The sequence below is a fragment of the Candidatus Pelagibacter sp. HIMB1483 genome (assembly GCF_052048135.1).
Lineage (GTDB): Bacteria > Pseudomonadota > Alphaproteobacteria > Pelagibacterales > Pelagibacteraceae > Pelagibacter.
The window spans coordinates 489,900-515,310 of record NZ_JBNAIM010000002.1 but is presented as its reverse complement, the minus strand read 5'-3'; the positions used below and the strand labels follow the sequence as shown (position 1 = coordinate 515,310).

Below are 25,411 nucleotides of genomic sequence, written 5' to 3'. Positions count from 1 at the left end.
AATGAAAATCTTTAAAAAAATTATATTCATTTTTTTTGTTTTTTTTTCATCAAAAACATTTTCTGAAATTACTTTCGAACAGATTTTACAAGATCCTAATAATTTAGAATTGAATTTACAATATGCTAAAGAGCAAGAAGCATTAGGCAATTATAAACCAGTTATCGCAACGTTAGAGAGATTATCAGATATATATTCTGATAACTTAGATTTAAAATTATATTTATTATCTATTTCTTTAAAGATAGATTCAAAAGAGAGAACTAAAGATATTATTGATCAGATAAAGAGAAGTCCTGTTTTAACTAACGCTATAAGACAACGATTAGATGAAATTGTTAAAACACTTGAAGCTCAAGATAAGCAACAAAAAAATGAATGGGTACAGTTTATTGATATTGGTTATAACTCAACTTTAGATAATAATGTAAATACTAAAAGTGATAGTAGCACTCTTTATATAAGTGACAGTCTAAGTAATTATGCAGCTGACACTATTGATGATGATGATTTTCAAAATATTGTTATTAAATATGGAGCCTATAAACAGTTATCAAATACCTCGAATATAAATTTTAATGTTGGAAAAGGATTTACAAGACAAAATAGAGATAAAAATAAAGAAAACGATGCTCATTCATTATTTATAAATTACAATAAACAAATTAATAAGAATTATATCTCAACCTTTTACTCATTAAATGAAAATAATAATCTTCATGAAAGTGATTATGTGGTTCATTCATTCATTTTAGAAAATAGATATGGGTTTAGACCTAATCAAAATATTGTTTTATCTGGAAATTATAGCTTAACTGATTACAGAACAGATAGCGTGTTTACAGCTGCAGAAGATAAAAATAATGAAGCTCAAGGTCTAGCAGTTGGCTATGAGTATTTTATTAATCAAAATAATAATATCAAATTTAAATATGGTTTTAATGACTATAATGCAAAATTAGATAGCTACGGATATGATAATGAATATCGAAGAATAAGCTATTTTACACGTATTAAAAATATTAATTTTAACTTATCTCAAACAATTAATTATAATACATATGATAAAGCAGATACTTTTGTTAAAAGTGACGCCATTAGAGATGATAAAATTAAAACTAATTCTATTTCTATGAGTGGAAGTTTAGATCAACTTTTAAAGCTTGAATTTTTAAAGAATATCTTTTATTCAGTCTCATATTCTGACATAAAATCTAAGTCTAATATTTTAAATTATGATTATCACAAAGATATTTATAAATTTGGATTAACAAAAAGGATTACATTTTGAAAAAGATTGTTTCATTTTTAATATTTATTAGCTTTATAAATTTTTCTAATGCTTCAGAAATTATTGTGGGCAATATTGGACTTGCAATTGGAAATATCACTAATCAAAAAGGTGAGGTATTAAAAGCAGGAGATAAGATTTATTTTGGTGATATTATTAAAGCTGAAGATCAATCAAAATCACAAATATTACTATTAGACCAAACAGTAATAACTATTGGCGCAAAAACTTCAGTTACTTTAGATGAATTTGTTTATGATCCAAATAGTCAAAAGGGTAAAATTACAACTAACATCATTGAAGGTAGTGTTAAAGTTTTAAGTGGTAAGATTAGTGAAAAAAATCCTGATAATTTAATTGTTAAAACTCCAGCAGGTTCAATTGGCACAAGAGGAACAGAGTTTCAGGCAATTGTAGATCAAGATGAAGAAGTTAGTAAAGTATTATTGATAGGTCCTGGTCAAAATAATACTTTAGGTTTAAGACCAGGTGCAGTTGAAGTTTTTAATGATCAAGGATCTGTATTGTTAGACACTCCTTTTGCATTTACTGAATTTACAGCTAATCAAATACCAGCACCTCCTGTTACAATTACCAATGAACAGTTACAAGAATTTCAAAATTTTTTAGATGTAAGAGAAGCTGGACTTGAAAATGAAGAAGTTCAAACAGCTATTAAAGAAGGCTTATTTGATGACAATCAAATTCAAGGGAATGAAATAATAGGTGAAATTGTTCAAACAGCTCTTGATACTGCTGGAGGTGGATTAACATTTGATCAACTTGCAACAGTATTAGGAGTTTCACTTGAACAATTAATTGGTGAAGAGGGTGTTGAAGAAATAGAAAATGAAAGTGCAGAAAATCAAATTGCAATGGCAAATGCGGAAGGTGGTGACGGTTTAGCTTATATTTTAAGATATGGTGGAGAAAATTTAGGTGAAACAACTTATGGTGATTTTCAAGGAATAACTGCTGGCACTTACACTTACACAGCCAATGGAGTGAATATGGCTGCAACCACAGGAACCGGCTCAGGAACATTTGACGGTCAAACAATTGTAAATTTTGCAACTAAAGAAATTTCGAACACTTTTTCTGGAACAATTTCTTTAGATGGTAAAGATACAGTTGATTTTTCACATTCATTTTCGGTCGATTATTCAGGGGGTGGTGCTTCAACAAGTTTAGACAATGTAAACTTAGATCAATTTAGTATCAATAATGGAACAGGAGCAACAACCTCTGTTACTTTAAATTTACCTGCAGATTATGCAAATTATCAACCAGCTGACTCATTATATCTTGGAGAAGCTGCTACTAACTTTTTCAATGTTAAAATGAACGGATCATCAAATTCACCTACTGGCTCAGTTGGAACTTTAAGTTTTACAGCAACCCAATATGTTGATATAGGTGGTGATATTGCTAATAGCATCAATGGTCAGAGAACTGGGGTAATGCCAGCTAGAAACTAACAATAAATATTCTTTATATAAATTTTAAAAAAATTTGAATATCTCTTTCTAGAAGTTGAATTTAATTTATTGAATGCTTGATGAGGGGTATCTGATTTTAAAATTTTTTGTTTTTTAGATGATAAAATTATTATCAAATTAAATAACAATCTAAGCAAGTTTCTTTTATTGATTAACAATATCAATTTGAATAACTGGAATATTATAAAAGGTGCAAATATTAATAAGAGGTATTTATAATTAATTTTATTAATAAATTCGTCTCTAGTTTTTTTATCATACTCAATAAAACTAGTAGTCCATTTATAATCTAAATAAGTGAAATAATTTCTAGCATAATTATAAATTTTAAATGAAAATTGCTTATTCATATTTTCATTATTTTGATCTAAAAATTGATTAATTGAATTTTTAATTCTTGAAGGTGGAATAGCCGTTGTTGGATCAAAACGAACCCAACCTAAATCATCTAGCCAAACTTCAGTCCAAGCATGAGAGTCGCTTTGAGTAAATTCATAAAAATCACCAAATTCATTTTCTGTTCCACCATAATAACCAGATACAATTCTCGAAGGAATATTTGCTAATCTTGTAAGAATAACAAACATTCCAGCATAATATTCACAGTATCCTTCTTTAGAGTTAAAGAAAAAATCTGCATAATCATTTTTGGAAGTAACTTTTGGACTTAAGCTATAATAAAACTGATTTTGATTAAAATAATTCATCAAAAAAGTTAAGTACTCTTTATCAGATTTATTTTGTTTGTTTGCTTTAACCCAGTTTACCAAATCATTAGAGATAGAGTTTGGTAATTGAGTGTAAAATTTTTTTAAATCATCTCCAATATAATTAAGTTGCTCAAACTTTGTAAATTTTATAATTTTTTTCTTTTCTATTTCAATATAGTTTTGATGAGTTTGGTTAAAGAAACTATAGTAATGATTATTCAATCCATTAGTTACAGTATAATTTCTTAAACTTGGAACCCATTTTTTATTATGGTTCTCTAAGATAATATCATAACTATCATCTAGTAATTTAGGTTTTGATAATGTTAATTGTTGCTTAAAGTTTTTTAGTAAAAAATCTTCTTTTGAAGAAATCCAGGTTTTATCTACCGTTAAATAATCAAATGTTTTAACTCTAAAATATAAATCTTTTTGCTCAAATTTTTTAGTGTTTAAGGTGAATACTTTTTTGGTGCTATCAGCAAAGCTTTGAAAAGAACCAAGTCCAATTTCATCTGGAATTCCAAGATTAGTATTTGAGCTTTCTAAAATTTTAATATTGATCTCTGTTCTTGGAAAAATTAGATAAATAATAATTATTATTGGAAATATTAGAAAAGAGACACTTAATACTTTGATTAGATTTTTGATGTTTAAATCAATAATTTTATTTTGATTAATAAGATAAAAATTAATGATCGTTAGCGTTAAGATTGTTAATGAAAGAATGGAGCTTATGATATCTTGTGAATTAATAAGACTTACTACAGAAATAACTAATGCAATTAGTGAAAAGGAAAACAATTTCTTTTTTTGATTAAGATCTGAAAATCTTAATATTAATAATAATCCTAAAATATTAATGAAATAATCTTTTGAAAATATATAGTTTTCAATAACCAACTGCACATACAGCACTATCAATGAGATTATTGATAAAAATACTGCTTTAAATCTAAATTCTATTTTATTGAGATAAAAACAAATAAATATAATACCTAAGAAGAATGTTTTATTGATTAAATTTAATTCAGCCTGAAGAGACAGTGCTCCTAATAGCATAATTATTAAACATCTAAATTTTTTATCTAATAGATTAATTTTGAACATGACTTAGATATATAAGAATTTTGTTTAAAGAAGGTTTTTCAGTTGTTAATTTAAATAATTGATCTTTATGTTTTAGGGAAATCTCTTTTTTTAACTTAAAATGTTCCAAAAAAATAAATGTGACAGTGCTTAATAATTCCTCAAAATCAATATTTGGGTATTCATTTAAATCTAATATTTTTTGTTTTGAGTGATTGCTTTTAAATGATTTAATATATTTCTTATTTTTACCAATCGATTGTTTCCAGGCAATTTTACTTAAATTATCTCCAATTTTATACTGATCTATACCATTAAACTCTTCTTGATTTTGTAAACTATTATCAAGGTTAAACTTAGCAAGGAGCTCTAAATTTTGTTTTTTTGGTTTTGGGTAAACATAAATAGTATTATTTAATTTGAATTTTCTAATAGTATTTATGATACCAAATGGAAAATCTGATTTTAATTGTAAATCATTTATTGGAATTGAACCTCTTGTTTGTTTAAAAAGGTTTAAATTGATTGAATTGTTATTTAGTTCAAGATCAAAGTTGCCTTTAAATTTTTTATCAATATAAAAATCAATATTTAACTTTTGAATCTGAGAATTGTTAAATATATTTAATTGTATTGAACTTTCTCTGTTTGCTTCAATCAGTAATTCATTTGAAGAAACGTAATCAATATTAGTTAAATTTTGATTAGAAATAATAATTGAAATAAAAAAGATAAAAAAAATGATAATAGAAATTAAAAGAGCAAAGTTATTTTCATAAAAAACAGAAATTAAAAAACAAAAGAAAACAAACGCTCCAAGAATAAATCCTGATAAATTAGGATATATGATTATTTTCTCTCTTTTAAAATTATTGAAAAAAGGAATTAATTTATTTTGCAGGACTCCATTTAACATTATTTAGGAATTTTAATTTTATCTAAAATTTCTTTATTGATAAAATTTATCTTTTCTTTTTCATTATTTAAAAATCTAATTCTATGGCGTAAAATTGAAGGTAGGATTTCTTTGATATCTTGATGAGTAATATAATCTCTTTCATCAATCAAAGCCCAACCTTTAGCAAGTTCAGAGATTTGTTTTAAACATCTAGGAGAAATATAAAAATCTTTATTCAATTGATTAATAAAACTCTCAATATCTAAAATATATTCATATACATTTTCATTTACTTTTATTTGATCTTTTTGTTGTTTAATTTTGCTCCAATCAATGCTTGATTTATCAATTTTTTCAAAAGAAATATCATTCTTTAAAACTTGTTTCTTTTGATCACTATTTAATTCTGCTAATGAAAATGAGATCATAAATCGATCTAATTGTGAGTCTGGTAGTAAGAATGTCCCTGAACTATCCATTGGGTTTTGAGTGGCAATAACAAAAAAAGGTTCAGGTAATTTGTAAGTTTCACCGTCAATTGTTACATTTTTCTCTTCCATAGCCTCTAAAAAGGCACTTTGTGATTTTGCACTACCTCTGTTTAATTCATCAGCTAAAACAACATTTGTAAAAATAGGACCTCTTTGTAATAAACTTTGTTCTCCTTTAAAGAAATTGTAACCTAAAATATCTGCTGGTAATAAATCAGAGGTAAATTGAATTCTTTTAAAATTTAAGCCTAAATTATAAGTAATTGTTTTTGCAAAAGTGGTTTTGCCTGTTCCAGGATAATCTTCGATTAATATAGAGCCTTCAGAAAAGATAGCACTGATCGAAAGTTTGATATTTTTTTGATTGCCTACAATGGTTTTTGAGCAATTATCAAAAAAATTCTTTAAATTCATATGTAAGTTATAATTTAAAAAGTTGTTTTATATAAGCATTATAATTAGTACATTGTTTATAATTAATTATCATGATGAAAAATCAAAAATTACTATTTTTTTTTAGTCATTTATTTGTTTTAGCTGTTGGCTTTGGTCTTGGTGTTTATTTACTACCAATTCTCACAGCACCAAAGTCTTTAGAGATTTCAAAAATTGATAATTTGCAAAAAGAAGCTTTATATAAAACTGAATTTGTTAAAGATTTAAGAGGCAGTGACTTATTACACTGGGGAGAAGCAGAGGTGACTATATCTAATCAAATAATAACAATTAAAGGTTCTATAGCACCTGGACCTGATTACAAATTATATTTAACAAATGAATTTGTTGAACACGAAGATGAGTTTCTAGATATAAAAAATGATGCAAAATATATTGCAGAGGTCAAAACTTTTAAGAATTTTGTAATTGATATCCCCTCAAATATTGATATTAACAATTATAATACTGTCGTAATATGGTGTGAACGATTTGAGGAGTTTATTACTGCTGCAAAATATCAATAAGTTTATGAATGATTTAAAAAGTTTTTAAAATAAAAACACCTGGATTTTCTTTTATAAAAGCTTCTGTCTCTTTTAAATTTCGAATTGGTTTAGCCACTTTTTTTATGCCTTCGAATTCAAATCCTGTTTCTAATACAACATTCATAAAATCTTCCTCTGTAATTTTTCCTTTGGTAGGCACGCTGACAACAGCCAATCCTTGTTCCCACGATACAGTAATTGTTGCATCTGTTCCAAATTTTTCACTGAAGGCTTTCGACAATTTTTCTTGGCAAGCTATGCAAAACATACCATTTACACCAGCAACTATAGACTCTGCAGCTTTTAAAGCTGTAGTGTTAAATAGAATAAAGATGAAAAAAATAAAAAATTTGATATTATTCATCTTAAAAGTATATCTTTTATAAGATTAAAATCAATTAACAATTAACTAAAGATTTAATTTCTTAATTTGTTTAAAATTTTTATCAATATTAGAAATATTTAAATATTTTTGATACCCTTTTTTAATCTTTTTCCAATCTTTATCTATAATTGCATACCAAGAAGTATCTCTATTTCTTTTTTTATAGATTGTTGCTTGTCTAAATATACCTTCAAATTTAAAACCTAGTCTTAATGCAGCTTTATTAGATCTTTTGTTTAAGCTATCACATTTCCACTCATATCTTCGATAACCTAAATTCTCAAAAACATTTTTCATCATAAGATACATTGCCTCTGTTGCCTCAAATGTCCTTTGAAGATTTTTAGCATAAGTAATCCAACCTACTTCAATCGTTCCAATTTCCGGTTTAATTCTAAGATAACTTGCCAAACCACAATAAGTTTTAAGTCTTTTTGAATAAATTGAGTAAAAAAAAGGATTGCCTGATAACTTTTCTGTAGTTAAGTATTTTTTAAATGAACTAAAGGTTTTGTATGGTCCTGTTGGCATGTAAATCCAATCAATTCCTTTTTTGTCTAATGAAAAGTTTTTATACAAATCTTTAGCATGCTTTTTGGCATTAACTGGTTCTAAAAAACAATATTTACCAATTAATTTTTTTTTTGAAGGAAATTTTGCTTTTGTAAATTTTACAGTTGAGCCAATTTTCATTATTTTTTGTAAGTTTCTGAGACCAGTTGAGCAATTATTGATAAAGCTATCTCTGGTGCAGATCTCCCACCTAATTTAATTCCGATTGGTCCATGAATTGATTTAATCTGTTCGTCACTGAAGCCAGCTTCCTTTAACCTTTGACATCTGTTCTCATGAGTCTTTTTACTTCCAAGTGCTCCAATGTAATAAAAATTTTTTTTTAAGGCATGTTGTAATGCTGGGTCATCAATTTTTGGATCATGCGTTAAAGCAATTAAAGCCGTGTTTTCATTTGTGTCTATTTCTTTAAAAGCTTCATCTGGCCACTTATTGATTATTTTCATATCAGGAAATCTTTGTTCAGATGCAAAATAACCTCTGGGATCTATAATTGAAATTTCAAAGTTTAAACTTTTTGCAAAATCTACTAAGTATTGAGCAATGTGAACTGCTCCAACTATAATTACTTTTATTGGCAATATATAAGTTTCAACAAATATTTCAGAATTTTCAATAACACCATTTTTTTTAGATTTAAAAAATTCATTAATTTGATTGGAATAAATTTCCATTTCTTTACTTAAAGGTTTATCTTTTTCAAAAATTTCACTCTCCCCTGTTTTAAGATTGGTGATTATTGCAAATTCAGATTTATTTTTCTTTTTTTCAATAATTGATTTTAGTGTTTGTAATTTCATTAATTAACTTGTTCTAAATAGACAGCGATTTCTCCACCACAAGCAAGTCCAACTTCCCAAGCACTTTCATTTGAAACTTTAAATTCTATCTTTTTACAAGGTTTATTATCTTTGATAAGACCAATACATTCTCTAACAACTGAAGACTCTACACATCCACCTGAAACAGAACCCGAGAAGTCTCCATTTTCATTAACAATCATACGGCTGCCCACTTGTCTTGGAGAGGATCCCCAAGTTTGAATTACTGTTGCTAAAACAACTTTTTGATTAGCATTTACCCAATCCTGGGCTTCTTCTAGGATTTTTTCATCAAATGAGTTTTTCATTTGATGAAATATAAATCTTAACTAACAAGCTTCAACAGCTTTTTTTGCGTATAGTGACACAAGATTTGCTCTATACTCTGCCGATGCATGCATATCAGAGTTCATGCCTGAAGATTTAACATCTGTACCTTCTATTGCAGACACAGAAAAATTAGAGCTTAATTTTTTTGATAATTCTTTATCAATATAAACACAAGATTTTGCTCCTGTTATTGCAACATTCACATCTTTTTTGTGCTTAGCAACAAAAACTCCAACTATTGCATATCTAGATGCTGGATTTGGGTGTTTTTGATAATCAGCTTTTTCTGGAATTTGAAACTCAACTGCTTCTACAAGCTCGCCACTTTTTAAAGCTGTTTCAAACATTCCTGTAAAAAACTTTTCAGCATCTATTTTTCTTTTGTTTGTATGAATAATTGCATTAAGTGCCATACAAGCAGATGGATAACAAGCTGATGGATCATTGTTAGAAATTGATCCACCGATAGTTCCTCTGTTTCTAACTTGAGCATCACCAATGTTGCCAGCTAACTTAGCAAGAGCTGGTATTGCTTTTTTAACATCTTTTGAAGTAGCAACTTCTACATGTTTTGTTGTTGCACCTATAGTTACAGTTTTTCCACTAACCTTGATGCCTGATAGTTTTTTAATGTTTTTGATATCAATAACATCTTTATAACTTGCTAATCCAAGCTTCATTGAAGGAATTGTCGTCATTCCTCCGGCTAAAAAAGCTGAGCTAGAGGAAGCTAGTTTAGTGGCATCTTTAACATCTTTTGGTGCGTGATAATTAAATGATTTCATATTTTCCTCCTATGCTGCTTTAGCGTTAGATTTTTTCATTGCTTTACAAGCCTTCCAAACTTTTTCAGCTGTAGCTGGCATTGAAATTTCTTGTCCACCTAGTGCATCAATAACTGCATTCATTACCGTTGGTGGCGAAGCAATTGCACCAGCTTCTCCACAACCCTTAACTCCCAAAGGATTTGAAGTTGCATGAGTACAAGTAAATCCTAAATTAAATTCAGGAAAGTTATCAGCCCTTGGCATTGTATAATCCATATATGAAGCGGTCATCAACTGTCCTGTTTCATCATATTGAGTATTTTCGTGTAAAGCCTGCCCTATTCCTTGAGCAATTCCTCCATGAACTTGTCCTTCAACAATCATTGGATTTACTATTCTTCCAAAATCATCAACAGCAGTATATTTCTCAACTTTTACATTTCCAGTATCAGGATCAATTTCTACTTCACAAATATGTGAACCAGCTGGAAATGAGAAGTTTGCAGGATCAAAAAATGAAGATTCAATTAAACCTGGTTCATCACCCTCTGGAATTGGTGATTTCATTTCATCTCTTTGTCCTGGTAAATAACAAGCAAAAGCAACCTCACCTATTGTTTTCTTCTTATTAGATTTAAGAGCTACAAACTCTCCATCCTTGAATTCAATTTCATCTTCATTAACTTCAAGCATTTTAGCTGCAACTCTTTTGCCTTTAGCAACAATCTTCTTACAAGCATTAACGATTGCAATACCACCAACAGTTAATGATCTGGAACCATAAGTACCCATTCCAAATGTTCCTTTATCAGTATCACCATGAACCACATCAATATTTTCCATTGGCACACCTAACTCGTCTGCAGCTATTTGTGCAAATGTAGTATCATGACTTTGTCCGTGACTGTGAGCTCCTGTAAATACTGAAATTTGACCTGTTGGATTAAATCTGACTTCAGCAGACTCCCAAAGACCAACTCCACAACCTAAAGACATAACAGCAGCTGATGGTGCTATACCACAAGCTTCAAAATAAGATGAAACACCTATTCCTCTTAATTTACCATTAGCTTCTGATTTTTTTCTTCTAGCTTCAAAGCCTGCATAATCAGCCATTTGTTTTGCTTTTTCTAATCCAGCTACATAGTCACCAGAGTCAACTGTGTGAACTAATGTTTGCTTGAATGGAAACTGAGTTGGAAAGTTTTTCATTCTGATTTCAGTTTTATCCATTCCTAGTTCCATTGCTGCTTTTTCAACTAATCTTTCAATTGTATAAGTTGCCTCTGGTCTTCCAGCACCTCTATAAGCATCGACTGGTGCAGTGTTAGTATACACAGCTTTTACATTAGAGTAAGCAGCAGGAATTACATAAACTCCTGTAGCGCAAGGTCCAAATAAATATGTTGGAGTGACTGTTCCAAACACTCTTGCATATGCTCCTAAGTTTGCAATTGTTTCATTTTTGAAACCTAAAAACTTACCATCATTTGTAACCGCAAGCTCTGCATGAGTAACATGATCTCTTCCATGAGTATCTGTTAAGAATGACTCTGTTCTTTCAGCAACCCATTTAATTGGTCTTTCAATTTTTTTTGAAGCCCAGCTACAAACTATTTCTTCATTATAAACATTAATTTTAGATCCAAATCCACCACCAACATCAGGTGCAACAACTCTTAATTTGTTTTCTGGTGCCACATTACCAAATGCTGACATCACTAATCTTGATAAGTGAGGATTTTGACTTGTAGTATATAAAGTAATTTCTTCTGAGGCTAAGTTGTAGTCAACTACACAAGCTCTTGGTTCCATTGCGTTGGGAACTAATCTATTATTAATTAAATCAACTTTAATAATTTTATCAGCTTTAGCAAAAGCTTCATCAACTGCTTTTCTATCACCTAATAACCAATCATAACAAAGATTTTTATCTACACCGTCATGAATAGCCTCACTTTTCATTGCATCAGCTGGATCTACTACAGCTTTTAAAACTTTATAATCAACTTTTACTTTTTCAGCTCCTTCTTTAGCCTCATCTAAAGTTTCTGCAAAAACAACTGCTATTGGCTCACCAACAAAGTTAGCAACATCTTTTGCCAAAGGTGGATTTGCTGGAACTTTCATTTCAGATCCATCTTCACTTCTAATTGCCCAACCAGCAATTAAACCACCAATTTTATCTTCTGCTATTTCTTTTCCTGTTAGAACTCCAACTACACCCGATGACTTTAATGCTTTTGAAGTATCAACACTTTTAATCTTTGCTCTTGCATGAGGAGATCTTACAAATACTGCGTAAGTTTGATTTGCTATATTGATATCTGCCGTATATCTCCCTTTTCCTTGTAAAAATCTTCCATCTTCTTTTCTTTCAACTCTAGATCCAACTAAACTTGCCATTTTTTATTTTCTCCTTTTTTTTAAATTACATTTTTGTTGCAGCTTCTTTAACTGCAGCCACTATATTTTGGTAACCTGTACATCTACAAATGTTGCCTTCTAACCATTCTCTAATTTCTTGATCACTAGGATTTTTTTTAGTTTGTAGCAGATCTACTGCACTCATAACCATTCCTGGTGTGCAATATCCACATTGTAATCCATGTGTCTTTTTAAATGCTGCTTGCATAGGATGGAGTTTTCCATCTTTTGCTAAACCTTCAATTGTTGTTACTTTTGATCCCTCAACGTCTGCTGCTAAGGTAGAACAACTTTTTATTGATTTGCCATTAACGTGAACTACACAAGCTCCACATTGACTAGTATCACATCCAACGTGCGTGCCTGTTAAATTTAAATTATCTCTTAAAAAAACTGATAAAAGTGTGTGGTCTGGAACCTCTTTGCTGACCTTTTTACCATTTACTTCTAATGTTACTTTTGTCATCAAGCGTCTCCTTCGTGAATAATAATAAGTACATCATATGTAAAACTGAGAAGCAATTGTTAATTTTGTATAGTTTCTACTTCCACTAGAACTTAAGATATTATTTTTAAGATATTTCTTAATTTTTTAAAAAAATGAATATATCAAAATAGCAACAGCTACAGCGACAGCAGCATAAATTAAAATTTTTTGATTTTGTTTTTTTGACTTTGGTTGATCTTGTTTATCAATTTTTTCATTGCTTGAAATTTTATCAGATGAGACTTCTTCAGATGATATTAATTCTGAAAATTTACCAAAAAATATATCTGCCATTTTCTTAGCTGTCATATCTATCAATCTAGATCCAACTTGTGCAATCTTTCCTCCAACATTGGCCTCAACCTCATAAATTAGTTTAGTTCCATTTTCATTATCTTCTAATTTCACTGTTGCCTCTCCTGAAGCAAAACCAACTGGGGAATTGCCAGAGCCAGTTATTTTGTAACTGTTTGGTGGATTAAGATCTTTAAGTTCGACATCACCTGTAAAACTAGCATTGAAAGGACCAATTTTATTTGTAGCTTTTGCAGTAAACTCGGTATCAGAATTTTTAGTAAATTCCTCGCATCCTGGAATAGCTTGTTTTAAAATTTCAGGATCATTTAGTGCTTCCCATACTTTTTCTTTTGATAAATTAATTTGATAGGATCCAGAAAGTTTCATAATATATTTATATATAAAATTTTATGGATGATAAAACAAAAAAAGAATTACAATCTGCAGCTTTTGAAAGACTATTACAACATTTAAGAGAAAGAAAAGATGTTCAAAATTTAGACTTAATGAATCTTGCAGGCTTTTGCAGAAATTGTTTATCAAAATGGTATAGAGAGGAAGCTGAAAAAAAAGGAATCACTATTTCAGATCCTGATGCAAGAGAACATGTATATGGGATGCCTTATTCAGAATGGAAAGAAAAATATCAAAAATAATTATTTTTCTTTTAATCTAGGAAATAATTCTACAAAATTACAAGGCTTGTGGTTAACATCTAATTGATGTTTTAAAATTCCATCCCAAGCATCAGTAACACCACCTGATGAACCTGGTAAGGCAAAAACATATTTACCATTAGCTAGTACAGCACATGCTCTAGATTGAATAGCTGAAGTTCCTACGGTTTTTAAACTTATATTTCTGAATACTTCGCCAAATCCAGGAATATGTTTATCTGCAATTTCATCTAAAGCCTCTGGAGTTATATCTCTTCCAGTTAAACCTGTTCCACCAGTTGTTATAATGGCATCAATTTTTTCATTATTAAGCCAATCTTTAAGTATTAAAACTATTTCGTCTTTATTGTCCTTGCATATTTTTCTATCGATTAAATTGTGATCGGCCTCTTTAATTTTATTAACTAAAATTCCACCAGATTTATCATTATCAATAGTTCTGGTATCTGTTACAGTTAATAGTGCTATATTTACTTTCATAAAAAAATTTTTATATGATTATATTACCAATATTATTTTTTATAACAGCTATTTTATATTCTAGTGTTGGTTTCGGTGGAGGATCTACTTATCTAGCTCTTTTATTAATTTGGGATATTCCTTATTATATTTTTCCAGTTGTTGCTCTTGTTTGTAATATTATAGTAGTCTCAGGAAATTCTATTAATTATATACGTGCAGGAAATCACAATTTTAAGTTATTAATTCCTTTTTTAATAGGTTCTGTTCCTTTTGCTTTTTTTGGTGGAACTTTAAAAATTGATAAAGAAATTTTTGAAATTATTTTATTCTTTGTTTTATCTATTGCTGGAACATTGTTATTAATAAATAATAAATCATATCAAAACAATAACTTAGTCATAAAAAAAATAAGTTCTTTTATTAATCTTGTGATTGGTTCTGTGCTAGGCTTTGTTTCAGGAATAGTTGGAATTGGAGGAGGAATTTTTTTAAGCCCTATTCTTTTTTTAATAAAAGCAGAAAAACCAAAAGTAATTACTACAACAGCTTCATTATTTATATTAATCAACTCAATTTCTGGAATATTAGGACAACTTACTAAAGAAAATGTATTAACCGAACTACCAAACTATTTGTCTTTATTTATTTGTGTCCTATTAGGAGGATTAATTGGCAACTACTTAAACTTGAAAATTTTTACTGGAAGAGTGCTTGCAATTTTAACTTCTGTATTAGTGATATTTGTTTCTATCAGAATGGGCTATAAAATTTTATTTTAAATTCTATTTGATTATTTTTACATTTTTTATATAAAGAAATTGCCGATTTGATCCTATTGCGGGCATTAACTGCTAAAACGGAAATCCCCAATAATAAAATCAGCAAGCATTCAAAAAGTGAGATTAAAATGGATATTAATTTTTTTAAAGAAACAAGAATTTTAGATGGTGGAATGGGTCAAGAACTGCTTGCGAGAGGTATGGAGCCTAATGGAACATTGTGGAGCGCAAATGCATTATTAAAAGAAAAATATCATCAACTATTATTAGACACACATATAGATTTTATAAAAGCAGGTGCTGAAGTAATAGTTACAACTACGTTCACCACTAGAAAAATCAGATTAAGAGATAATAAAGTTGAGGATAAATTTGAATATTTAAATACAAAAGCTGGTGAAATTGCCCAAAAAGCAAAAAAACTTTTTCCAAAAACACTTATAGCAGGAGGATTGCCACCACAATACTTAACTTATGAAGCTGATACGAGATCAGAAAATGAAATTAAAGATGATTTTTACAGTCAAGCAAAAATATTAAATCCTTATGTAGATTTTTTTTATTTTGATGTTTTAAGCAGTGTAAGAGAGTTTAAAATTGGTATCGAATGTATTAAGGAGTTTGATAAACCCTATTTAATCGGAGCACATATTTCAGAAGGTACAAAACTACCAAGTGGTGAAAAAATTTCAGAAATAATAACCAAAATAGATCATGATAAATTACTTGGAATAATCCTATCCTGCATTTCACCAGAAAATTATGAATTAAATCTAAATGAGATTAAAAATTTAAATGTTCCGTTTGGATTTAAATTAAATGGTTTTGTTAAAACTAATCCAAAGCCAAATTATACTGGTGCATATAATAAAAGTAAGACAGGAAATCCAAATGAATTTTTAGGTCAACGTAAAGATTTAACTCCAACCAAAATGGCTGAACTGGCTAAAAAATTTAAAGATGCAGGTGCAACTATTATTGGTGGATGTTGTGAGACAAGACCAGCTCACATTGAGGCTTTTTCAAAACTTAAATAGTTTTTTTAAAATCTGCTTTTCTTACAAAGTAAATACCGATGCAAACAGCTATTAAAGAGACTAATACTCTAAAAGTTATTAATTCTTTTAAGAAAATATAACTTAATATTGTACCAAAGATTGGTATTAAATAAGATACTTGTGATTGAAAAATTAATCCATTATTAACTAAAATTCTAAATCTTAATAACCAAGCAATTCCAGTTGAAAATAAACCAAGATAAATAACTGAAATAGTTGAGTCTAATCTAGGGGTTAATTCCCATGGTTGTTCAATAAAACTTACAAAGGGTATTAAAATAATTGTTGCCCAGATTAAAATTGATCCTGTAACATTTTCGTTTTTCTTCTTACTAATTTTTAAAGTTAAAACTCCTCCAATAACATAACAGGTCGATCCTAATAAAATTAATAGAGCTGATGTAAAATTATTTTCATCAATTAAAAGATTGTCAGAAAATAAAAAAACAATGCCTGAAAATCCAATTAATATTCCAATTGTTTTTACAAAGTTAAATTTTTCATTTTTTGTATAAAAATGTGCAAGTACAGTTGAGCTTAAAGGTGTAGTAGACATTAAAATTGCTGCTAAATTACTTTGAACGGATTTAACTCCATAGGCTATTAGAAAAAATGGAGCTACTAAATTTATAAATCCTATCATTGCAAACCAATGCCAATCTTTTGAAAAGGCTTCTATTTTAATATTTTTAAAATAGCAAAGTAACAAAACTGGAATAGCTCCAAAAAAAACTCTTAAAAAAGCTATTGTAACTGGCCCATAAGAATAAGTTGCTATCTTTATATTAAAAAAAGCAGAAGCCCAAATTAGTGCTAATAATGTAAGTAATAAATAATCTAGTAATTTTGGCTGTCTCATTCAGTGATATCGTTAACTAAACCATTTGTAATTTTTTGTAGTTTTGCAAAATCAATTTTAAATACACAATTAGGATGTCCTGCTGCTGCGTATAAATTATCAAACCTTTTAAGTGAATTATCAATGTAGACATTAATTTTATTTAAATGTCCTATTGGTGAAACTCCCCCAATAGTAAATCCTGTTGTATTTTTAACTTCATCTGCTGAAGCCATTGAGGCATCTTTAATGTTTAAGCTTTTTTTAATCTTGTTTAGAGACGCTTTCTTATCTCCAGCAACTAAAAATAAAGTAAATGAATTTTCTGTTTTAAAAAGTAAGCTTTTAACTATAGCTCCTACCTCACATTTTAATGATGAAGCAGCCTCAATGGCTGTTCTTGCCGATGTATCTAATGAAATAATATTTAAATTTGCATCAAATTCTCTCAAATACTTCTCTACTCTCTTAACTGGCTCTTTTTCTAATAAAGACATATTTCAACTTTAAATTGTTTATTTTTATGCCGCAAAATACTCACTTATGTAAAAAATGCATAGGTGTTATTAATTAAAAGAGCATTATTTATCAGTCTTTATTTGATACTACAACCACGGAATTACATAGGAGAAAATATGAGTGCTAAAGATGTTTTAAAATTTATCAAAGATAAAGAAGCTGAGTTTGTTGATCTAAGATTCACAGACCCAAGAGGTAAACTTCAACATTTAACAATGGACGCTACAGCAGTTGATGATAGCATGCTTGAAGAAGGAGTATTTTTTGACGGATCATCTATAGCTGGCTGGAAGGCTATTAACGAATCCGATATGATTTTAAAGCCTGATCTATCAAGATTTTTTTTAGATCCTTTTACATCACATAATACTGTAGTTCTATTCTGTGATATTTTAGATGCTATAAAGAAAACTCCTTATGAAAGAGATCCAAGAGGAGTTGCAAAAAAAGCTGAAGAGTATTTAAAATCTTCTGGTATTGGAGACAAAGCATTCTTTGGTCCTGAACCTGAATTTTTTGTTTTTGATGATGTCAGAATTAAAAATGATATGAATGAGTGTGGATTCAAATTAGATAGTAAAGAAGGTCCTTATAATTCTGGAAAAGAATACGAAAATGGAAATATGGGTCACAGACCTCCGGTTAAAGGTGGTTATTTTCCGGTGCCTCCTGTTGACAGTGAACAAGATATGAGAGGAGAATATTTAAAAAATTTAAAAGAAGTTGGAATTAAAGTTGAAAAACATCACCATGAAGTTGCCCCAAGTCAACATGAGCTTGGAATGTATTTTGGCACTTTAGTAAATCAAGCTGATAACGTTCAATTATATAAATACATAGTACAGATGGTAACTCATTCATTTGGAAAAACTGCTACATTTATGCCTAAACCAGTTGCAGGAGATAATGGATCTGGAATGCATATTCACCAATCAATATGGAAAGGTGATACACCAGTATTTTCTGGTGAAGCTTATGCAGGATTATCTGAAACTGCATTACATTATATTGGTGGAATTTTGAAACATGCAAAAGCAATAAACGCTTTTGCAAATTCTACTACAAATAGTTACAAAAGATTAGTTCCTGGTTTTGAAGCTCCAGTATTGTTAGCTTACTCTGCTAGAAATAGATCTGCATCATGCAGAATTCCAATTACATTAAATAAAAAAGGTGCAAGATGCGAAATTAGATTTCCTGATGCTGCTGGAAACCCTTATTTGACTTTCGCAGCAATGTTAATGGCCGGATTAGATGGAATTAAAAACAAAATTCATCCAGGTGAATCTTTTGATAAAGACCTTTATGATCTTCCTCCAGAAGAAGTTAAAGCTATTCCAACAGTTTGTGGTTCTTTAAGAGAAGCTATGGAAAGTTTAGATAAAGATAGAGAATTCTTAACTCAAGGTGGTGTATTTACCGATGATCAAATAGATGCTTATATTGCCCTAAAGTTTGAGGAAATTCACAAGTTTGAACATGCACCTCATCCTGTAGAGTTTGAGATGTATTACAGTAGTTAATTATTAATTACTGTTTTGTTGTAGCAATTGAATCTTTATTAACGCCTTTTTTAACTACGTAATCTTGTGTGCCGTTAGCACCAGTTTCAACTTCTTTACGTAGATCTTTAAAAAATGTTTTTTCTTTTAAAGAGTCTCTTAGGCCTTTAACAAGATTTTTAAATTCAAACTTATTCATATGAATCTTATACACTAGATATGCATTTAACGCAATACTGCTATGCAACTTATGGGATACTATTATATCTAGCTTATTTTAAAGGATTCTCCGCATCCACAACGCTCTGTTTCATTAGGATTATTGAATACAAAGCTAGATGAAAATTCCTCTTTTTTATAATCCATTTCAGTTCCTAGAAGATACATTACTGCAGCGGAATCTATAAAAACTTTAACACCTTTATCTTCAATTACCTCATCATTTGGATTAATTTCTTTTGAATATTCCATTACGTAAGACATTCCAGCACAACCACCTGATTTAACTGAAACCCTTACACCTAATGCACTTTTCTCTGCACTAGACATAATTTCTTTTATTCTATTTGCAGCATTATCACTTAACTTAATTATAGGATTCATTATAAGTTTAACTCCAATTTAGCTGCATCTGACATCATATCTTTAGTCCAGGGGGGATCCCAAACTAATTGTAAATCGACATCATCTATCTCTTCAACTTGCATTGCACCTTCTTTAACTTCTTTAGGTAAACTTTCAGCAACTGGGCAATTAGGTGTTGTTAATGTCATTTTAATTTCAGCTTTTCTACCAACTATTTTTATATCATAGATTAATCCAAGTTCGTAAATATTTACTGGTAATTCTGGATCGTAAATTTTTCTAATTTCTTCAATAATTTTTTCTTTAATTTCCATAAATATTATTCTTCTGTACTTATTTGTTTCCCATCATTTTGCATTGCTGAAACTAATGTGTGCCATGATAATGTAGCGCACTTAACTCTCATAGGGTATTGTTTAACTCCTGAAAGACACATTAGTTTAGTCTTATCATCATCTTTTAATATTTTATTTTTTAATTCTGGATTTTCTTTTATCATTGCCAAAAAATCTTCAATAATTTCTTTTGCTTCATTATCTGTTTTACCTTTAATTAAATCTGTCATTATTGAAGCTGAAGCCATTGAAATTGCACATCCACTGCCTTCAAAAGATATATCTTCAACTTTTCTTTGATCATTTAATTTTAAATAAACATGAACATTATCTCCACATAATGGATTGTTTCCCTTAGCATCTTTGTTAAAATTTTCTGTCTTCCTTAAGTTTCTAGGGTTTTTTCCATGCTCTAAAATAATTTCTTGATATAATTCTTTTAAGTTCATTTTATTTCAAAAATTTTTTTACATTTATTTATTGACTCATTTAAGTGATCGAAATCTTCTTTAGTATTATAAACTCCTATTGAAGCTCTTGCACTTGCAGATATTCCTAATTTATCATGAAGTATTTGACAACAATGGTGGCCAGCTCTTATCGCAACACCATCTTCATCTAAAATAGTAGCTATATCATGAGGGTGAACTCCTTCAATTGTAAAAGCTAACACTCCACCTTTATTTTTTGGATTACCAATGAGTTTAACTGAATTATTTTTTCTTAGAATTTCTTGACCATATTCAATTAATTCTTTCTCATGTTTGATTATAGTTTCTATACCAATATTCTCTAAAAACTTAATTGATTGATCAAATGCTATAACTTGTGCTGTAGCCATTGTTCCAGCTTCATACTTATTTGGTAAATCTCCATATGTAATTCTATCTTTCTTAACCTCTTTGATCATTCCCCCGCCACCTTGATAAGGAGGAAGTTCTTCTAACCATTTTTTTTTACCAAATAAGATTCCTAAACCTGTAGGTCCATACATTTTATGACAAGAAATAGCATAAAAATCACAGTCAAGATCTTGCACATCAATTTTTAAATGAGGTGCGCCCTGACATCCATCAACTACAACTATAATTCCTTTTGAGTGAGCAAGTTGAGTGATTTCTTTTATTGGTAAAATTGCACCAGTAACATTTGATAAATGATTAACGGAAATTACTTTTGTTTTAGGCGTTATTAATTTTTCAATATTTTCTAATGGTACTTCTCCATCATCATTTATTTCAGCAAAATTAATTTTTATATTTTTTGATTTTCTTAGATAGTGCCAAGGAACATAATTAGAATGGTGTTCTAGTTCAGTTAATATGATTTCATCTCCCTCATTTAAGTATTTTTGACCCAGAGTATTTGCCACTAAATTAAGGGCTTCTGTGGCTCCTTTTGTAAAAACAATCTCATTTTTATCTTTTGCATTTATGTATTTCTGAACCGAAGATCTTGTGTTTTCATATAGATTTGTAGCTGCAACTGCTAAATAATGAACGCTTCTGCCGACATTTGAAAATTGTTTTGTATAAAATTCGTTTATTCGATCAATAACTACTTTTGGTTTTTGAGAAGAATTAGCACTATCCAAATAGACTAAATCATTATTTTGAATTTTATCATCAAATATAGGAAATTCTTTTTTTATATTGTCTATATTCATTCTTTAAATCCTATCATCTTCTTAATTAAATCTTTTATTTCAATATCTGTAATATTTTCAATTACCTCTAATATAAATCCATTAATCAAAAGTTCTTTGGATTGTTGATAGCTCAAACCTCTAGACATCAAATAAAATATTGAGTTTTCATCTAAACTACCAGATGCTGAACCGTGAGAACATTTTACATCATCAGCATAAATTTCTAATTCTGGTTTTGCGTTAAATTCTGAAGTTTCATCTAATAATATTGCCCTACTCAATTGATAACCATCTGTTTTTTGTGCTTTTTGATCAACAAAAATTTTTCCTTGATATGCAGCTTTAGAATTTTTTTCAAGCACGCTTTTGATTAATTGATAACTTTTTGTATTTTCAACTAAATGATTTATTGTAGTTCTAATTTCATGTTGCTGATTGTCTTTTATTGAAAATATACCATTCACAAAAGCTGAGGAATATTTACCATTTAGGTTAGAATTAATTTCATTTTTTAAAAAACTAGATCCAGCAGATAATAAAAAAGTTTCTGAGACACTATTTTCATCTTGATTGATATTATTAAAGGAGTATTGAATGTTTTTATTTTGTAATTTATCAAGTTTATAATTCTTTAAGATTGCATTTTTTTTTAGTTCAAAGTCATAGAAAGTGTTAATGAAGTTTTTTTCAGAGTTATGATTAAAAAAATCAATCAGTTTTAATGAACTATTTTGCTCTAATTGAAATTGTAATCTTAAATTAATATTTTTTGATTGAATTTCATTATTTGTAAGATGATAAACAATCAAAGGTTTTTTTAGAGAATAATCTTTTTTAACTAAAATTTTATAAATTTTGTTTATGAATGCATTGTTTAAATCAATTAATGAATTACTATTTTTAAATTTTTCTTCTAATTTTGAACTCTCGTTTATTTCAATTTTATCTTGATCTTCATATTTAAAATTAATTCTTTCTACCTTGCCATTGATAAAAACAATTTTATTGTGTTCTAAATCTTTTACAAAAACGGATTCATCTACTTTATTAATAGGTGAATAGTCATTAAAAAAACTTAATTCTCCAATATCTTTTTTGATAATTTGGCTAATGTCTAAAAATTTCCAATTTTCAAGTTTTTTGCTTGGGAAACCTTTGGTGATAAAGCTATTTAAAAATTTCTTTTTTAAACTAACATCACCTTCAGACAAATCTGAAGCTTGAATTGTTTTTTCAAAATCTATTTTAATTTGTTCTGTCATTAATTAAAATTTTCATATCCTTTTTTTTCTAGCTCTAATGCTAAATCTGGTCCACCAGATTTAATTATCTTTCCATTTATTAAAACATGTACAAAGTCTGGCTTAATATAATCCAATAATCTTTGATAATGGGTAATTATTAAAAATGAGTTATCTTTATTTCTGAGTGTATTAACTCCATCTGCAACAATCTTTAATGCATCTATATCTAAACCTGAATCTGTCTCATCTAAAATCGATAACTTGGGTGCAAGCATAGACATTTGTAAAATTTCATTTTTCTTTTTTTCACCACCAGAAAAACCAACATTTAATTGTCTGCTTAATTTTTCTTCATCAAATTTCAGTTCTTTAGCTTTTTCTTTTACAAGTTTTAAAAACTCAATTGCATCAAGCTCTTTTTCACCTCGTGCTTTTCTAACTGCATTTAATGAAGTTTTAAGAAAGATATTTGTATTTACACCAGGGATTTCCAAGGGATATTGAAAAGCTAAAAAAATACCTTTGTGTGCTCTTTCTTCGGTTTCTAAATCAAACAAATTATTGTTTTCAAACAATACTTCTCCGGTTACGTCATACCCTTTTTTTCCTGACAAAATATTTGATAAAGTACTTTTTCCAGATCCATTTGGTCCCATTATTGCGTGAACTTCACCCGGATTTACATTTAATGAAAAGCCTTTCAAAATTGATTTATTATCAATATTTGCATTTAAGTTATTAATTTTAAGCATTAACCAACACTCCCTTCTAAACTTATTCCCACAAGTTTTTGAGCCTCTACTGCAAATTCCATAGGCAATTGTTGTAATACCTCTTTACAGAAACCATTCACAATCAAGCCCACTGCTTCTTCTTGATTTAAACCTCTCTGTTGACAATAATGTAATTGTTCCTCACTTATCTTTGATGTTGTTGCCTCATGAGCAATATTGGAGTCAAAATTTTTGTTCTTAATATATGGCACAGTATGAGCTCCACAATTATTTCCCATAAGCAATGAGTCACACTGAGTAAAATTACTTGAATTTTTAGCTTTAGAATTTATGTCAACTAATCCTCTATATGTCATGTCAGAAAATCCAGCGCTAATACCCTTTGATATAATTTTACTTTTAGTATTTTTTCCTAAATGAATCATTTTCGTTCCAGTATCAGCTTTTTGGTGATTGTTTGTTATTGCTATTGAATAAAACTCACCAACTGAATTATCACCTTTTAGAATGCAGCTTGGATACTTCCAGGTTATAGCTGAACCAGTCTCAACTTGTGTCCATGAAATTTTAGAATTTTTTCCTTTACACAATCCTCTTTTGGTAACAAAATTATATATACCACCTTTGCCATTTTCATCTCCAGGATACCAATTTTGTACAGTAGAATATTTTATTTCAGCATCATCTAACGCAATTAATTCAACATTTGCAGCATGTAATTGATTTTCATCTCTCATTGGAGCTGTACACCCTTCAAGATAACTCACATAACTTCCTTTATCAGCAATTATAAGTGTTCTTTCGAACTGTCCTGTTTCAGATGCATTGATTCTAAAATAAGTAGAGAGCTCCATTGGGCATCTCACTCCCTCCGGAATATAAACAAATGATCCATCAGTAAATACTGCAGAATTTAATGTTGCAAAAAAATGATCAGTAGTTGGAATTACTGTTCCTAAATATTTTTTCACAAGTTCAGGATGTTTTTGTATAGCTTCAGACATTGAGCAAAAAATGATTCCTTGTTTCGTGAGCTCTTCTTTAAATGTAGTTGCAACCGATACTGAGTCAAAAACTGCATCTACTGCTATGCCATTTAAACGTGCTTGTTCTTGTAATGGAATTCCAAGTTTTTTATATGTTTCTAAAAGTTTGGGATCTAATTCATCAAGGCTTTTTGGCTTATCTTTCATACTTTTAGGAGCAGAATAATAATATAAATCCTGATAATTAATTTTTGGATATTTTGGTTTTTGCCAATTAGGCTCTTTTAATAATTTAAATCTTTCAAATGCTTTTAATCTAAAATCTAACATCCATTTAGGTTCTTTTTTTATTTTAGAGATAAACTTAATTACTTCTTCATTTAGACCTTTGGGTGCTTTAATGTTTTCTATATCTGTAGTAAAACCGTATTTATAATCTTTTAAATTCTCTATTTCTTTTTCTCTCGTATCCATTTAAATTCTTCTTTCAGAGTTATCTTTAACAAGATCATCTAAACTTTTTTCATCAAAAAAATTATTAATATGGTTTTCAAGTTCATCCCAAAGATTATGAGTTAAACATTTGGTAGACTTACCATTACATCCTTTTTTTGAATCTTTTTTGCACTGGACAGTTTTTACTTTTTCATCTACAGCGTCAAAAATATTTGTAAGTTTTATTTCTTTAGCTTTTTTGTTTAAAACATAACCACCCTGTGTTCCTCTCACACTTTGAACTATTTCTTTTTTTCTTAATTTTGAAAAGATTTGCTCTAAATAATCCAAAGAAATGCCTTGTCTTAGAGAGATATCTCTTAAAGAAACTGGATTAATATTATCAAATCTGGCTAGATCCACTAAAGCCATTACCGCATATCTACCTTTAGATGTAAGTTTCATAAATCCTTATTTTATGAGGGTATATATAAACCTGACTAAAATAGTCAAGTATCGATATAAAAAAAAACTAACATTTTATGACGCAGTTGTGATAAA

At 29.0% G+C, this 25,411-nt stretch carries 30 protein-coding genes; 7 read left to right on the top strand and 23 right to left on the bottom strand.

Annotated features, from left to right (window positions below; genetic code table 11):
- Nucleotide 1: 1 nt before the first annotated feature.
- The gene (locus ACTTAV_RS03365) at nucleotides 2–1,291 is read left to right on the top strand and encodes a tetratricopeptide repeat protein (protein WP_440670206.1); all 1,290 of its coding nucleotides are present in this window, start codon (nucleotides 2–4) and stop codon (nucleotides 1,289–1,291) included.
- Nucleotides 1,288–2,769 (top strand): FecR family protein, encoded by a 1,482-nt coding sequence (locus tag ACTTAV_RS03360; RefSeq protein ID WP_440670204.1) that lies wholly within the window; start codon nucleotides 1,288–1,290, stop codon nucleotides 2,767–2,769. The genes ACTTAV_RS03365 and ACTTAV_RS03360 overlap by 4 nt, the downstream gene beginning before the upstream one ends.
- Here ACTTAV_RS03360 and ACTTAV_RS03355 read toward each other — a convergent pair.
- Genes ACTTAV_RS03355 through ACTTAV_RS03345 form a run of 3 tightly spaced genes read right to left on the bottom strand, consistent with a single transcriptional unit; the run spans nucleotide 2,766 to nucleotide 6,392 of the window.
- Nucleotides 2,766–4,610, bottom strand: a complete 1,845-nt coding sequence (locus tag ACTTAV_RS03355) for a transglutaminase family protein (protein WP_440670203.1) — start codon at nucleotides 4,608–4,610, stop codon at nucleotides 2,766–2,768. The genes ACTTAV_RS03360 and ACTTAV_RS03355 overlap by 4 nt on opposite strands.
- Nucleotides 4,597–5,505, bottom strand: coding sequence for a hypothetical protein (locus tag ACTTAV_RS03350; RefSeq protein WP_440670201.1), 909 nt, complete (start codon nucleotides 5,503–5,505; stop codon nucleotides 4,597–4,599). Before ACTTAV_RS03350 ends, ACTTAV_RS03355 begins: the two co-directional genes overlap by 14 nt.
- A complete protein-coding gene (locus ACTTAV_RS03345; RefSeq protein WP_440670200.1) occupies nucleotides 5,505–6,392 on the bottom strand; it encodes an AAA family ATPase in 888 nt (295 codons plus the stop codon). Before ACTTAV_RS03345 ends, ACTTAV_RS03350 begins: the two co-directional genes overlap by 1 nt.
- Before the next feature lie 71 nt (nucleotides 6,393–6,463).
- Between ACTTAV_RS03345 and ACTTAV_RS03340 the strand changes: the two genes are divergently transcribed.
- Nucleotides 6,464–6,940 (top strand): DM13 domain-containing protein, encoded by a 477-nt coding sequence (locus ACTTAV_RS03340; protein ID WP_440670199.1) that lies wholly within the window; start codon nucleotides 6,464–6,466, stop codon nucleotides 6,938–6,940.
- 13 nt (nucleotides 6,941–6,953) lie between these two features.
- Here the strand turns inward: ACTTAV_RS03340 and ACTTAV_RS03335 are convergent, their stop codons facing one another.
- The 8 genes from ACTTAV_RS03335 to ACTTAV_RS03300 form a co-directional block, all read right to left on the bottom strand.
- Nucleotides 6,954–7,325, bottom strand: a complete 372-nt coding sequence (locus ACTTAV_RS03335; protein ID WP_440670197.1) for a hypothetical protein — start codon at nucleotides 7,323–7,325, stop codon at nucleotides 6,954–6,956.
- Between the two features lie 45 nt (nucleotides 7,326–7,370).
- Nucleotides 7,371–8,039 (bottom strand): GNAT family N-acetyltransferase, encoded by a 669-nt coding sequence (locus tag ACTTAV_RS03330; protein WP_440670196.1) that lies wholly within the window; start codon nucleotides 8,037–8,039, stop codon nucleotides 7,371–7,373.
- Nucleotides 8,039–8,719 (bottom strand): XdhC family protein, encoded by a 681-nt coding sequence (locus tag ACTTAV_RS03325; RefSeq protein WP_440670194.1) that lies wholly within the window; start codon nucleotides 8,717–8,719, stop codon nucleotides 8,039–8,041. Before ACTTAV_RS03325 ends, ACTTAV_RS03330 begins: the two co-directional genes overlap by 1 nt.
- Nucleotides 8,719–9,048 carry an XdhC family protein gene (locus ACTTAV_RS03320; RefSeq protein WP_440670192.1) on the bottom strand — a complete coding sequence of 110 codons (330 nt, stop codon included), beginning with the start codon at nucleotides 9,046–9,048 and terminating at the stop codon, nucleotides 8,719–8,721. The genes ACTTAV_RS03325 and ACTTAV_RS03320 overlap by 1 nt, the downstream gene beginning before the upstream one ends.
- 21 nt (nucleotides 9,049–9,069) lie before the next feature.
- Nucleotides 9,070–9,855 (bottom strand): FAD binding domain-containing protein, encoded by a 786-nt coding sequence (locus tag ACTTAV_RS03315; RefSeq protein ID WP_440670190.1) that lies wholly within the window; start codon nucleotides 9,853–9,855, stop codon nucleotides 9,070–9,072.
- A 9-nt stretch (nucleotides 9,856–9,864) separates the two neighbouring features.
- The gene (locus ACTTAV_RS03310) at nucleotides 9,865–12,243 is read right to left on the bottom strand and encodes a xanthine dehydrogenase family protein molybdopterin-binding subunit (RefSeq protein ID WP_440670188.1); all 2,379 of its coding nucleotides are present in this window, start codon (nucleotides 12,241–12,243) and stop codon (nucleotides 9,865–9,867) included.
- Nucleotides 12,244–12,268: 25 nt separating this feature from the next.
- Nucleotides 12,269–12,730 (bottom strand): (2Fe-2S)-binding protein, encoded by a 462-nt coding sequence (locus ACTTAV_RS03305; RefSeq protein ID WP_075519391.1) that lies wholly within the window; start codon nucleotides 12,728–12,730, stop codon nucleotides 12,269–12,271.
- A 126-nt stretch (nucleotides 12,731–12,856) separates the two neighbouring features.
- On the bottom strand, nucleotides 12,857–13,435 hold the full coding sequence (locus ACTTAV_RS03300; RefSeq protein WP_440670187.1) for an SRPBCC family protein: 579 nt from the start codon (nucleotides 13,433–13,435) through the stop codon (nucleotides 12,857–12,859).
- Between the two features lie 23 nt (nucleotides 13,436–13,458).
- Between ACTTAV_RS03300 and ACTTAV_RS03295 the strand changes: the two genes are divergently transcribed.
- Entirely contained in the window at nucleotides 13,459–13,704 is a 246-nt protein-coding gene (locus tag ACTTAV_RS03295; protein ID WP_440670185.1) for a DUF1244 domain-containing protein, read from the top strand.
- On the opposite strand, the gene ACTTAV_RS03290 is transcribed toward ACTTAV_RS03295, so the two are convergent.
- Nucleotides 13,705–14,205, bottom strand: coding sequence for a molybdenum cofactor synthesis domain-containing protein (locus ACTTAV_RS03290; protein WP_440670184.1), 501 nt, complete (start codon nucleotides 14,203–14,205; stop codon nucleotides 13,705–13,707).
- Between the two features lie 14 nt (nucleotides 14,206–14,219).
- Here ACTTAV_RS03290 and ACTTAV_RS03285 point away from each other — a divergent pair, with 14 nt between their 5' ends.
- Nucleotides 14,220–14,966 carry a sulfite exporter TauE/SafE family protein gene (locus tag ACTTAV_RS03285; RefSeq protein WP_440670183.1) on the top strand — a complete coding sequence of 249 codons (747 nt, stop codon included), beginning with the start codon at nucleotides 14,220–14,222 and terminating at the stop codon, nucleotides 14,964–14,966.
- Nucleotides 14,967–15,094: 128 nt separating this feature from the next.
- On the top strand, nucleotides 15,095–16,003 hold the full coding sequence (locus tag ACTTAV_RS03280; RefSeq protein WP_440670181.1) for a homocysteine S-methyltransferase family protein: 909 nt from the start codon (nucleotides 15,095–15,097) through the stop codon (nucleotides 16,001–16,003).
- Here ACTTAV_RS03280 and ACTTAV_RS03275 read toward each other — a convergent pair.
- Together ACTTAV_RS03275 and ACTTAV_RS03270 are read right to left on the bottom strand one after the other, a co-directional pair.
- Entirely contained in the window at nucleotides 15,996–16,883 is an 888-nt protein-coding gene (locus ACTTAV_RS03275) for a DMT family transporter (protein ID WP_440670180.1), read from the bottom strand. The two genes, ACTTAV_RS03280 and ACTTAV_RS03275, sit on opposite strands and share 8 nt — an antisense overlap.
- The gene (locus tag ACTTAV_RS03270; RefSeq protein WP_440670179.1) at nucleotides 16,880–17,359 is read right to left on the bottom strand and encodes a YbaK/EbsC family protein; all 480 of its coding nucleotides are present in this window, start codon (nucleotides 17,357–17,359) and stop codon (nucleotides 16,880–16,882) included. The genes ACTTAV_RS03275 and ACTTAV_RS03270 overlap by 4 nt, the downstream gene beginning before the upstream one ends.
- A 138-nt stretch (nucleotides 17,360–17,497) precedes the next feature.
- On the opposite strand from ACTTAV_RS03270, the gene glnA reads away from it, so the two are divergent.
- Nucleotides 17,498–18,904, top strand: coding sequence for a type I glutamate--ammonia ligase (gene glnA / locus ACTTAV_RS03265; protein ID WP_440670178.1), 1,407 nt, complete (start codon nucleotides 17,498–17,500; stop codon nucleotides 18,902–18,904).
- A gap of 7 nt (nucleotides 18,905–18,911) precedes the next feature.
- On the opposite strand, the gene ACTTAV_RS03260 is transcribed toward glnA, so the two are convergent.
- The 9 genes from ACTTAV_RS03260 to ACTTAV_RS03220 all read right to left on the bottom strand — a co-directional run bounded on the left by ACTTAV_RS03260 (nucleotide 18,912) and on the right by ACTTAV_RS03220 (nucleotide 25,315).
- Nucleotides 18,912–19,082 carry a hypothetical protein gene (locus tag ACTTAV_RS03260; protein WP_440670177.1) on the bottom strand — a complete coding sequence of 57 codons (171 nt, stop codon included), beginning with the start codon at nucleotides 19,080–19,082 and terminating at the stop codon, nucleotides 18,912–18,914.
- Between the two features lie 68 nt (nucleotides 19,083–19,150).
- Entirely contained in the window at nucleotides 19,151–19,486 is a 336-nt protein-coding gene (locus ACTTAV_RS03255) for a HesB/IscA family protein (RefSeq protein WP_440670176.1), read from the bottom strand.
- The gene (locus ACTTAV_RS03250; RefSeq protein ID WP_440670175.1) at nucleotides 19,486–19,782 is read right to left on the bottom strand and encodes an iron-sulfur cluster assembly protein; all 297 of its coding nucleotides are present in this window, start codon (nucleotides 19,780–19,782) and stop codon (nucleotides 19,486–19,488) included. The genes ACTTAV_RS03255 and ACTTAV_RS03250 overlap by 1 nt, the downstream gene beginning before the upstream one ends.
- Nucleotides 19,783–19,787: 5 nt before the next feature.
- Nucleotides 19,788–20,252 carry a Fe-S cluster assembly sulfur transfer protein SufU gene (gene sufU, locus ACTTAV_RS03245; protein WP_440670174.1) on the bottom strand — a complete coding sequence of 155 codons (465 nt, stop codon included), beginning with the start codon at nucleotides 20,250–20,252 and terminating at the stop codon, nucleotides 19,788–19,790.
- Nucleotides 20,249–21,469 (bottom strand): aminotransferase class V-fold PLP-dependent enzyme, encoded by a 1,221-nt coding sequence (locus tag ACTTAV_RS03240; protein WP_440670173.1) that lies wholly within the window; start codon nucleotides 21,467–21,469, stop codon nucleotides 20,249–20,251. Before ACTTAV_RS03240 ends, sufU begins: the two co-directional genes overlap by 4 nt.
- Nucleotides 21,466–22,713, bottom strand: coding sequence for a Fe-S cluster assembly protein SufD (gene sufD / locus ACTTAV_RS03235; protein ID WP_440670171.1), 1,248 nt, complete (start codon nucleotides 22,711–22,713; stop codon nucleotides 21,466–21,468). Before sufD ends, ACTTAV_RS03240 begins: the two co-directional genes overlap by 4 nt.
- A complete protein-coding gene (sufC, locus tag ACTTAV_RS03230) occupies nucleotides 22,713–23,447 on the bottom strand; it encodes a Fe-S cluster assembly ATPase SufC (protein WP_440670169.1) in 735 nt (244 codons plus the stop codon). The genes sufD and sufC overlap by 1 nt, the downstream gene beginning before the upstream one ends.
- Entirely contained in the window at nucleotides 23,447–24,889 is a 1,443-nt protein-coding gene (sufB, locus tag ACTTAV_RS03225) for a Fe-S cluster assembly protein SufB (protein ID WP_440670167.1), read from the bottom strand. The genes sufC and sufB overlap by 1 nt, the downstream gene beginning before the upstream one ends.
- On the bottom strand, nucleotides 24,890–25,315 hold the full coding sequence (locus ACTTAV_RS03220) for an Rrf2 family transcriptional regulator (protein WP_440670166.1): 426 nt from the start codon (nucleotides 25,313–25,315) through the stop codon (nucleotides 24,890–24,892).
- Nucleotides 25,316–25,411 lie beyond the last annotated feature (96 nt).

Bases quoted from the DNA above. Each gene is read 5' to 3' on its own strand.
- ACTTAV_RS03365 (WP_440670206.1), top strand. From the start codon at position 2: ATGAAAATCTTTAAAAAAATTATATTCATTTTTTTTGTTTTTTTTTCA.
- ACTTAV_RS03355 (WP_440670203.1), bottom strand. From the start codon at position 4,610: ATGTTCAAAATTAATCTATTAGATAAAAAATTTAGATGTTTAATAATT.
- ACTTAV_RS03350 (WP_440670201.1), bottom strand. From the start codon at position 5,505: ATGTTAAATGGAGTCCTGCAAAATAAATTAATTCCTTTTTTCAATAAT.
- ACTTAV_RS03345 (WP_440670200.1), bottom strand. From the start codon at position 6,392: ATGAATTTAAAGAATTTTTTTGATAATTGCTCAAAAACCATTGTAGGC.
- ACTTAV_RS03340 (WP_440670199.1), top strand. From the start codon at position 6,464: ATGATGAAAAATCAAAAATTACTATTTTTTTTTAGTCATTTATTTGTT.
- ACTTAV_RS03335 (WP_440670197.1), bottom strand. From the start codon at position 7,325: ATGAATAATATCAAATTTTTTATTTTTTTCATCTTTATTCTATTTAAC.
- ACTTAV_RS03330 (WP_440670196.1), bottom strand. From the start codon at position 8,039: ATGAAAATTGGCTCAACTGTAAAATTTACAAAAGCAAAATTTCCTTCA.
- ACTTAV_RS03325 (WP_440670194.1), bottom strand. From the start codon at position 8,719: ATGAAATTACAAACACTAAAATCAATTATTGAAAAAAAGAAAAATAAA.
- ACTTAV_RS03320 (WP_440670192.1), bottom strand. From the start codon at position 9,048: ATGAAAAACTCATTTGATGAAAAAATCCTAGAAGAAGCCCAGGATTGG.
- ACTTAV_RS03315 (WP_440670190.1), bottom strand. From the start codon at position 9,855: ATGAAATCATTTAATTATCACGCACCAAAAGATGTTAAAGATGCCACT.
- ACTTAV_RS03310 (WP_440670188.1), bottom strand. From the start codon at position 12,243: ATGGCAAGTTTAGTTGGATCTAGAGTTGAAAGAAAAGAAGATGGAAGA.
- ACTTAV_RS03305 (WP_075519391.1), bottom strand. From the start codon at position 12,730: ATGACAAAAGTAACATTAGAAGTAAATGGTAAAAAGGTCAGCAAAGAG.
- ACTTAV_RS03300 (WP_440670187.1), bottom strand. From the start codon at position 13,435: ATGAAACTTTCTGGATCCTATCAAATTAATTTATCAAAAGAAAAAGTA.
- ACTTAV_RS03295 (WP_440670185.1), top strand. From the start codon at position 13,459: ATGGATGATAAAACAAAAAAAGAATTACAATCTGCAGCTTTTGAAAGA.
- ACTTAV_RS03290 (WP_440670184.1), bottom strand. From the start codon at position 14,205: ATGAAAGTAAATATAGCACTATTAACTGTAACAGATACCAGAACTATT.
- ACTTAV_RS03285 (WP_440670183.1), top strand. From the start codon at position 14,220: ATGATTATATTACCAATATTATTTTTTATAACAGCTATTTTATATTCT.
- ACTTAV_RS03280 (WP_440670181.1), top strand. From the start codon at position 15,095: ATGGATATTAATTTTTTTAAAGAAACAAGAATTTTAGATGGTGGAATG.
- ACTTAV_RS03275 (WP_440670180.1), bottom strand. From the start codon at position 16,883: ATGAGACAGCCAAAATTACTAGATTATTTATTACTTACATTATTAGCA.
- ACTTAV_RS03270 (WP_440670179.1), bottom strand. From the start codon at position 17,359: ATGTCTTTATTAGAAAAAGAGCCAGTTAAGAGAGTAGAGAAGTATTTG.
- glnA (WP_440670178.1), top strand. From the start codon at position 17,498: ATGAGTGCTAAAGATGTTTTAAAATTTATCAAAGATAAAGAAGCTGAG.
- ACTTAV_RS03260 (WP_440670177.1), bottom strand. From the start codon at position 19,082: ATGAATAAGTTTGAATTTAAAAATCTTGTTAAAGGCCTAAGAGACTCT.
- ACTTAV_RS03255 (WP_440670176.1), bottom strand. From the start codon at position 19,486: ATGAATCCTATAATTAAGTTAAGTGATAATGCTGCAAATAGAATAAAA.
- ACTTAV_RS03250 (WP_440670175.1), bottom strand. From the start codon at position 19,782: ATGGAAATTAAAGAAAAAATTATTGAAGAAATTAGAAAAATTTACGAT.
- sufU (WP_440670174.1), bottom strand. From the start codon at position 20,252: ATGAACTTAAAAGAATTATATCAAGAAATTATTTTAGAGCATGGAAAA.
- ACTTAV_RS03240 (WP_440670173.1), bottom strand. From the start codon at position 21,469: ATGAATATAGACAATATAAAAAAAGAATTTCCTATATTTGATGATAAA.
- sufD (WP_440670171.1), bottom strand. From the start codon at position 22,713: ATGACAGAACAAATTAAAATAGATTTTGAAAAAACAATTCAAGCTTCA.
- sufC (WP_440670169.1), bottom strand. From the start codon at position 23,447: ATGCTTAAAATTAATAACTTAAATGCAAATATTGATAATAAATCAATT.
- sufB (WP_440670167.1), bottom strand. From the start codon at position 24,889: ATGGATACGAGAGAAAAAGAAATAGAGAATTTAAAAGATTATAAATAC.
- ACTTAV_RS03220 (WP_440670166.1), bottom strand. From the start codon at position 25,315: ATGAAACTTACATCTAAAGGTAGATATGCGGTAATGGCTTTAGTGGAT.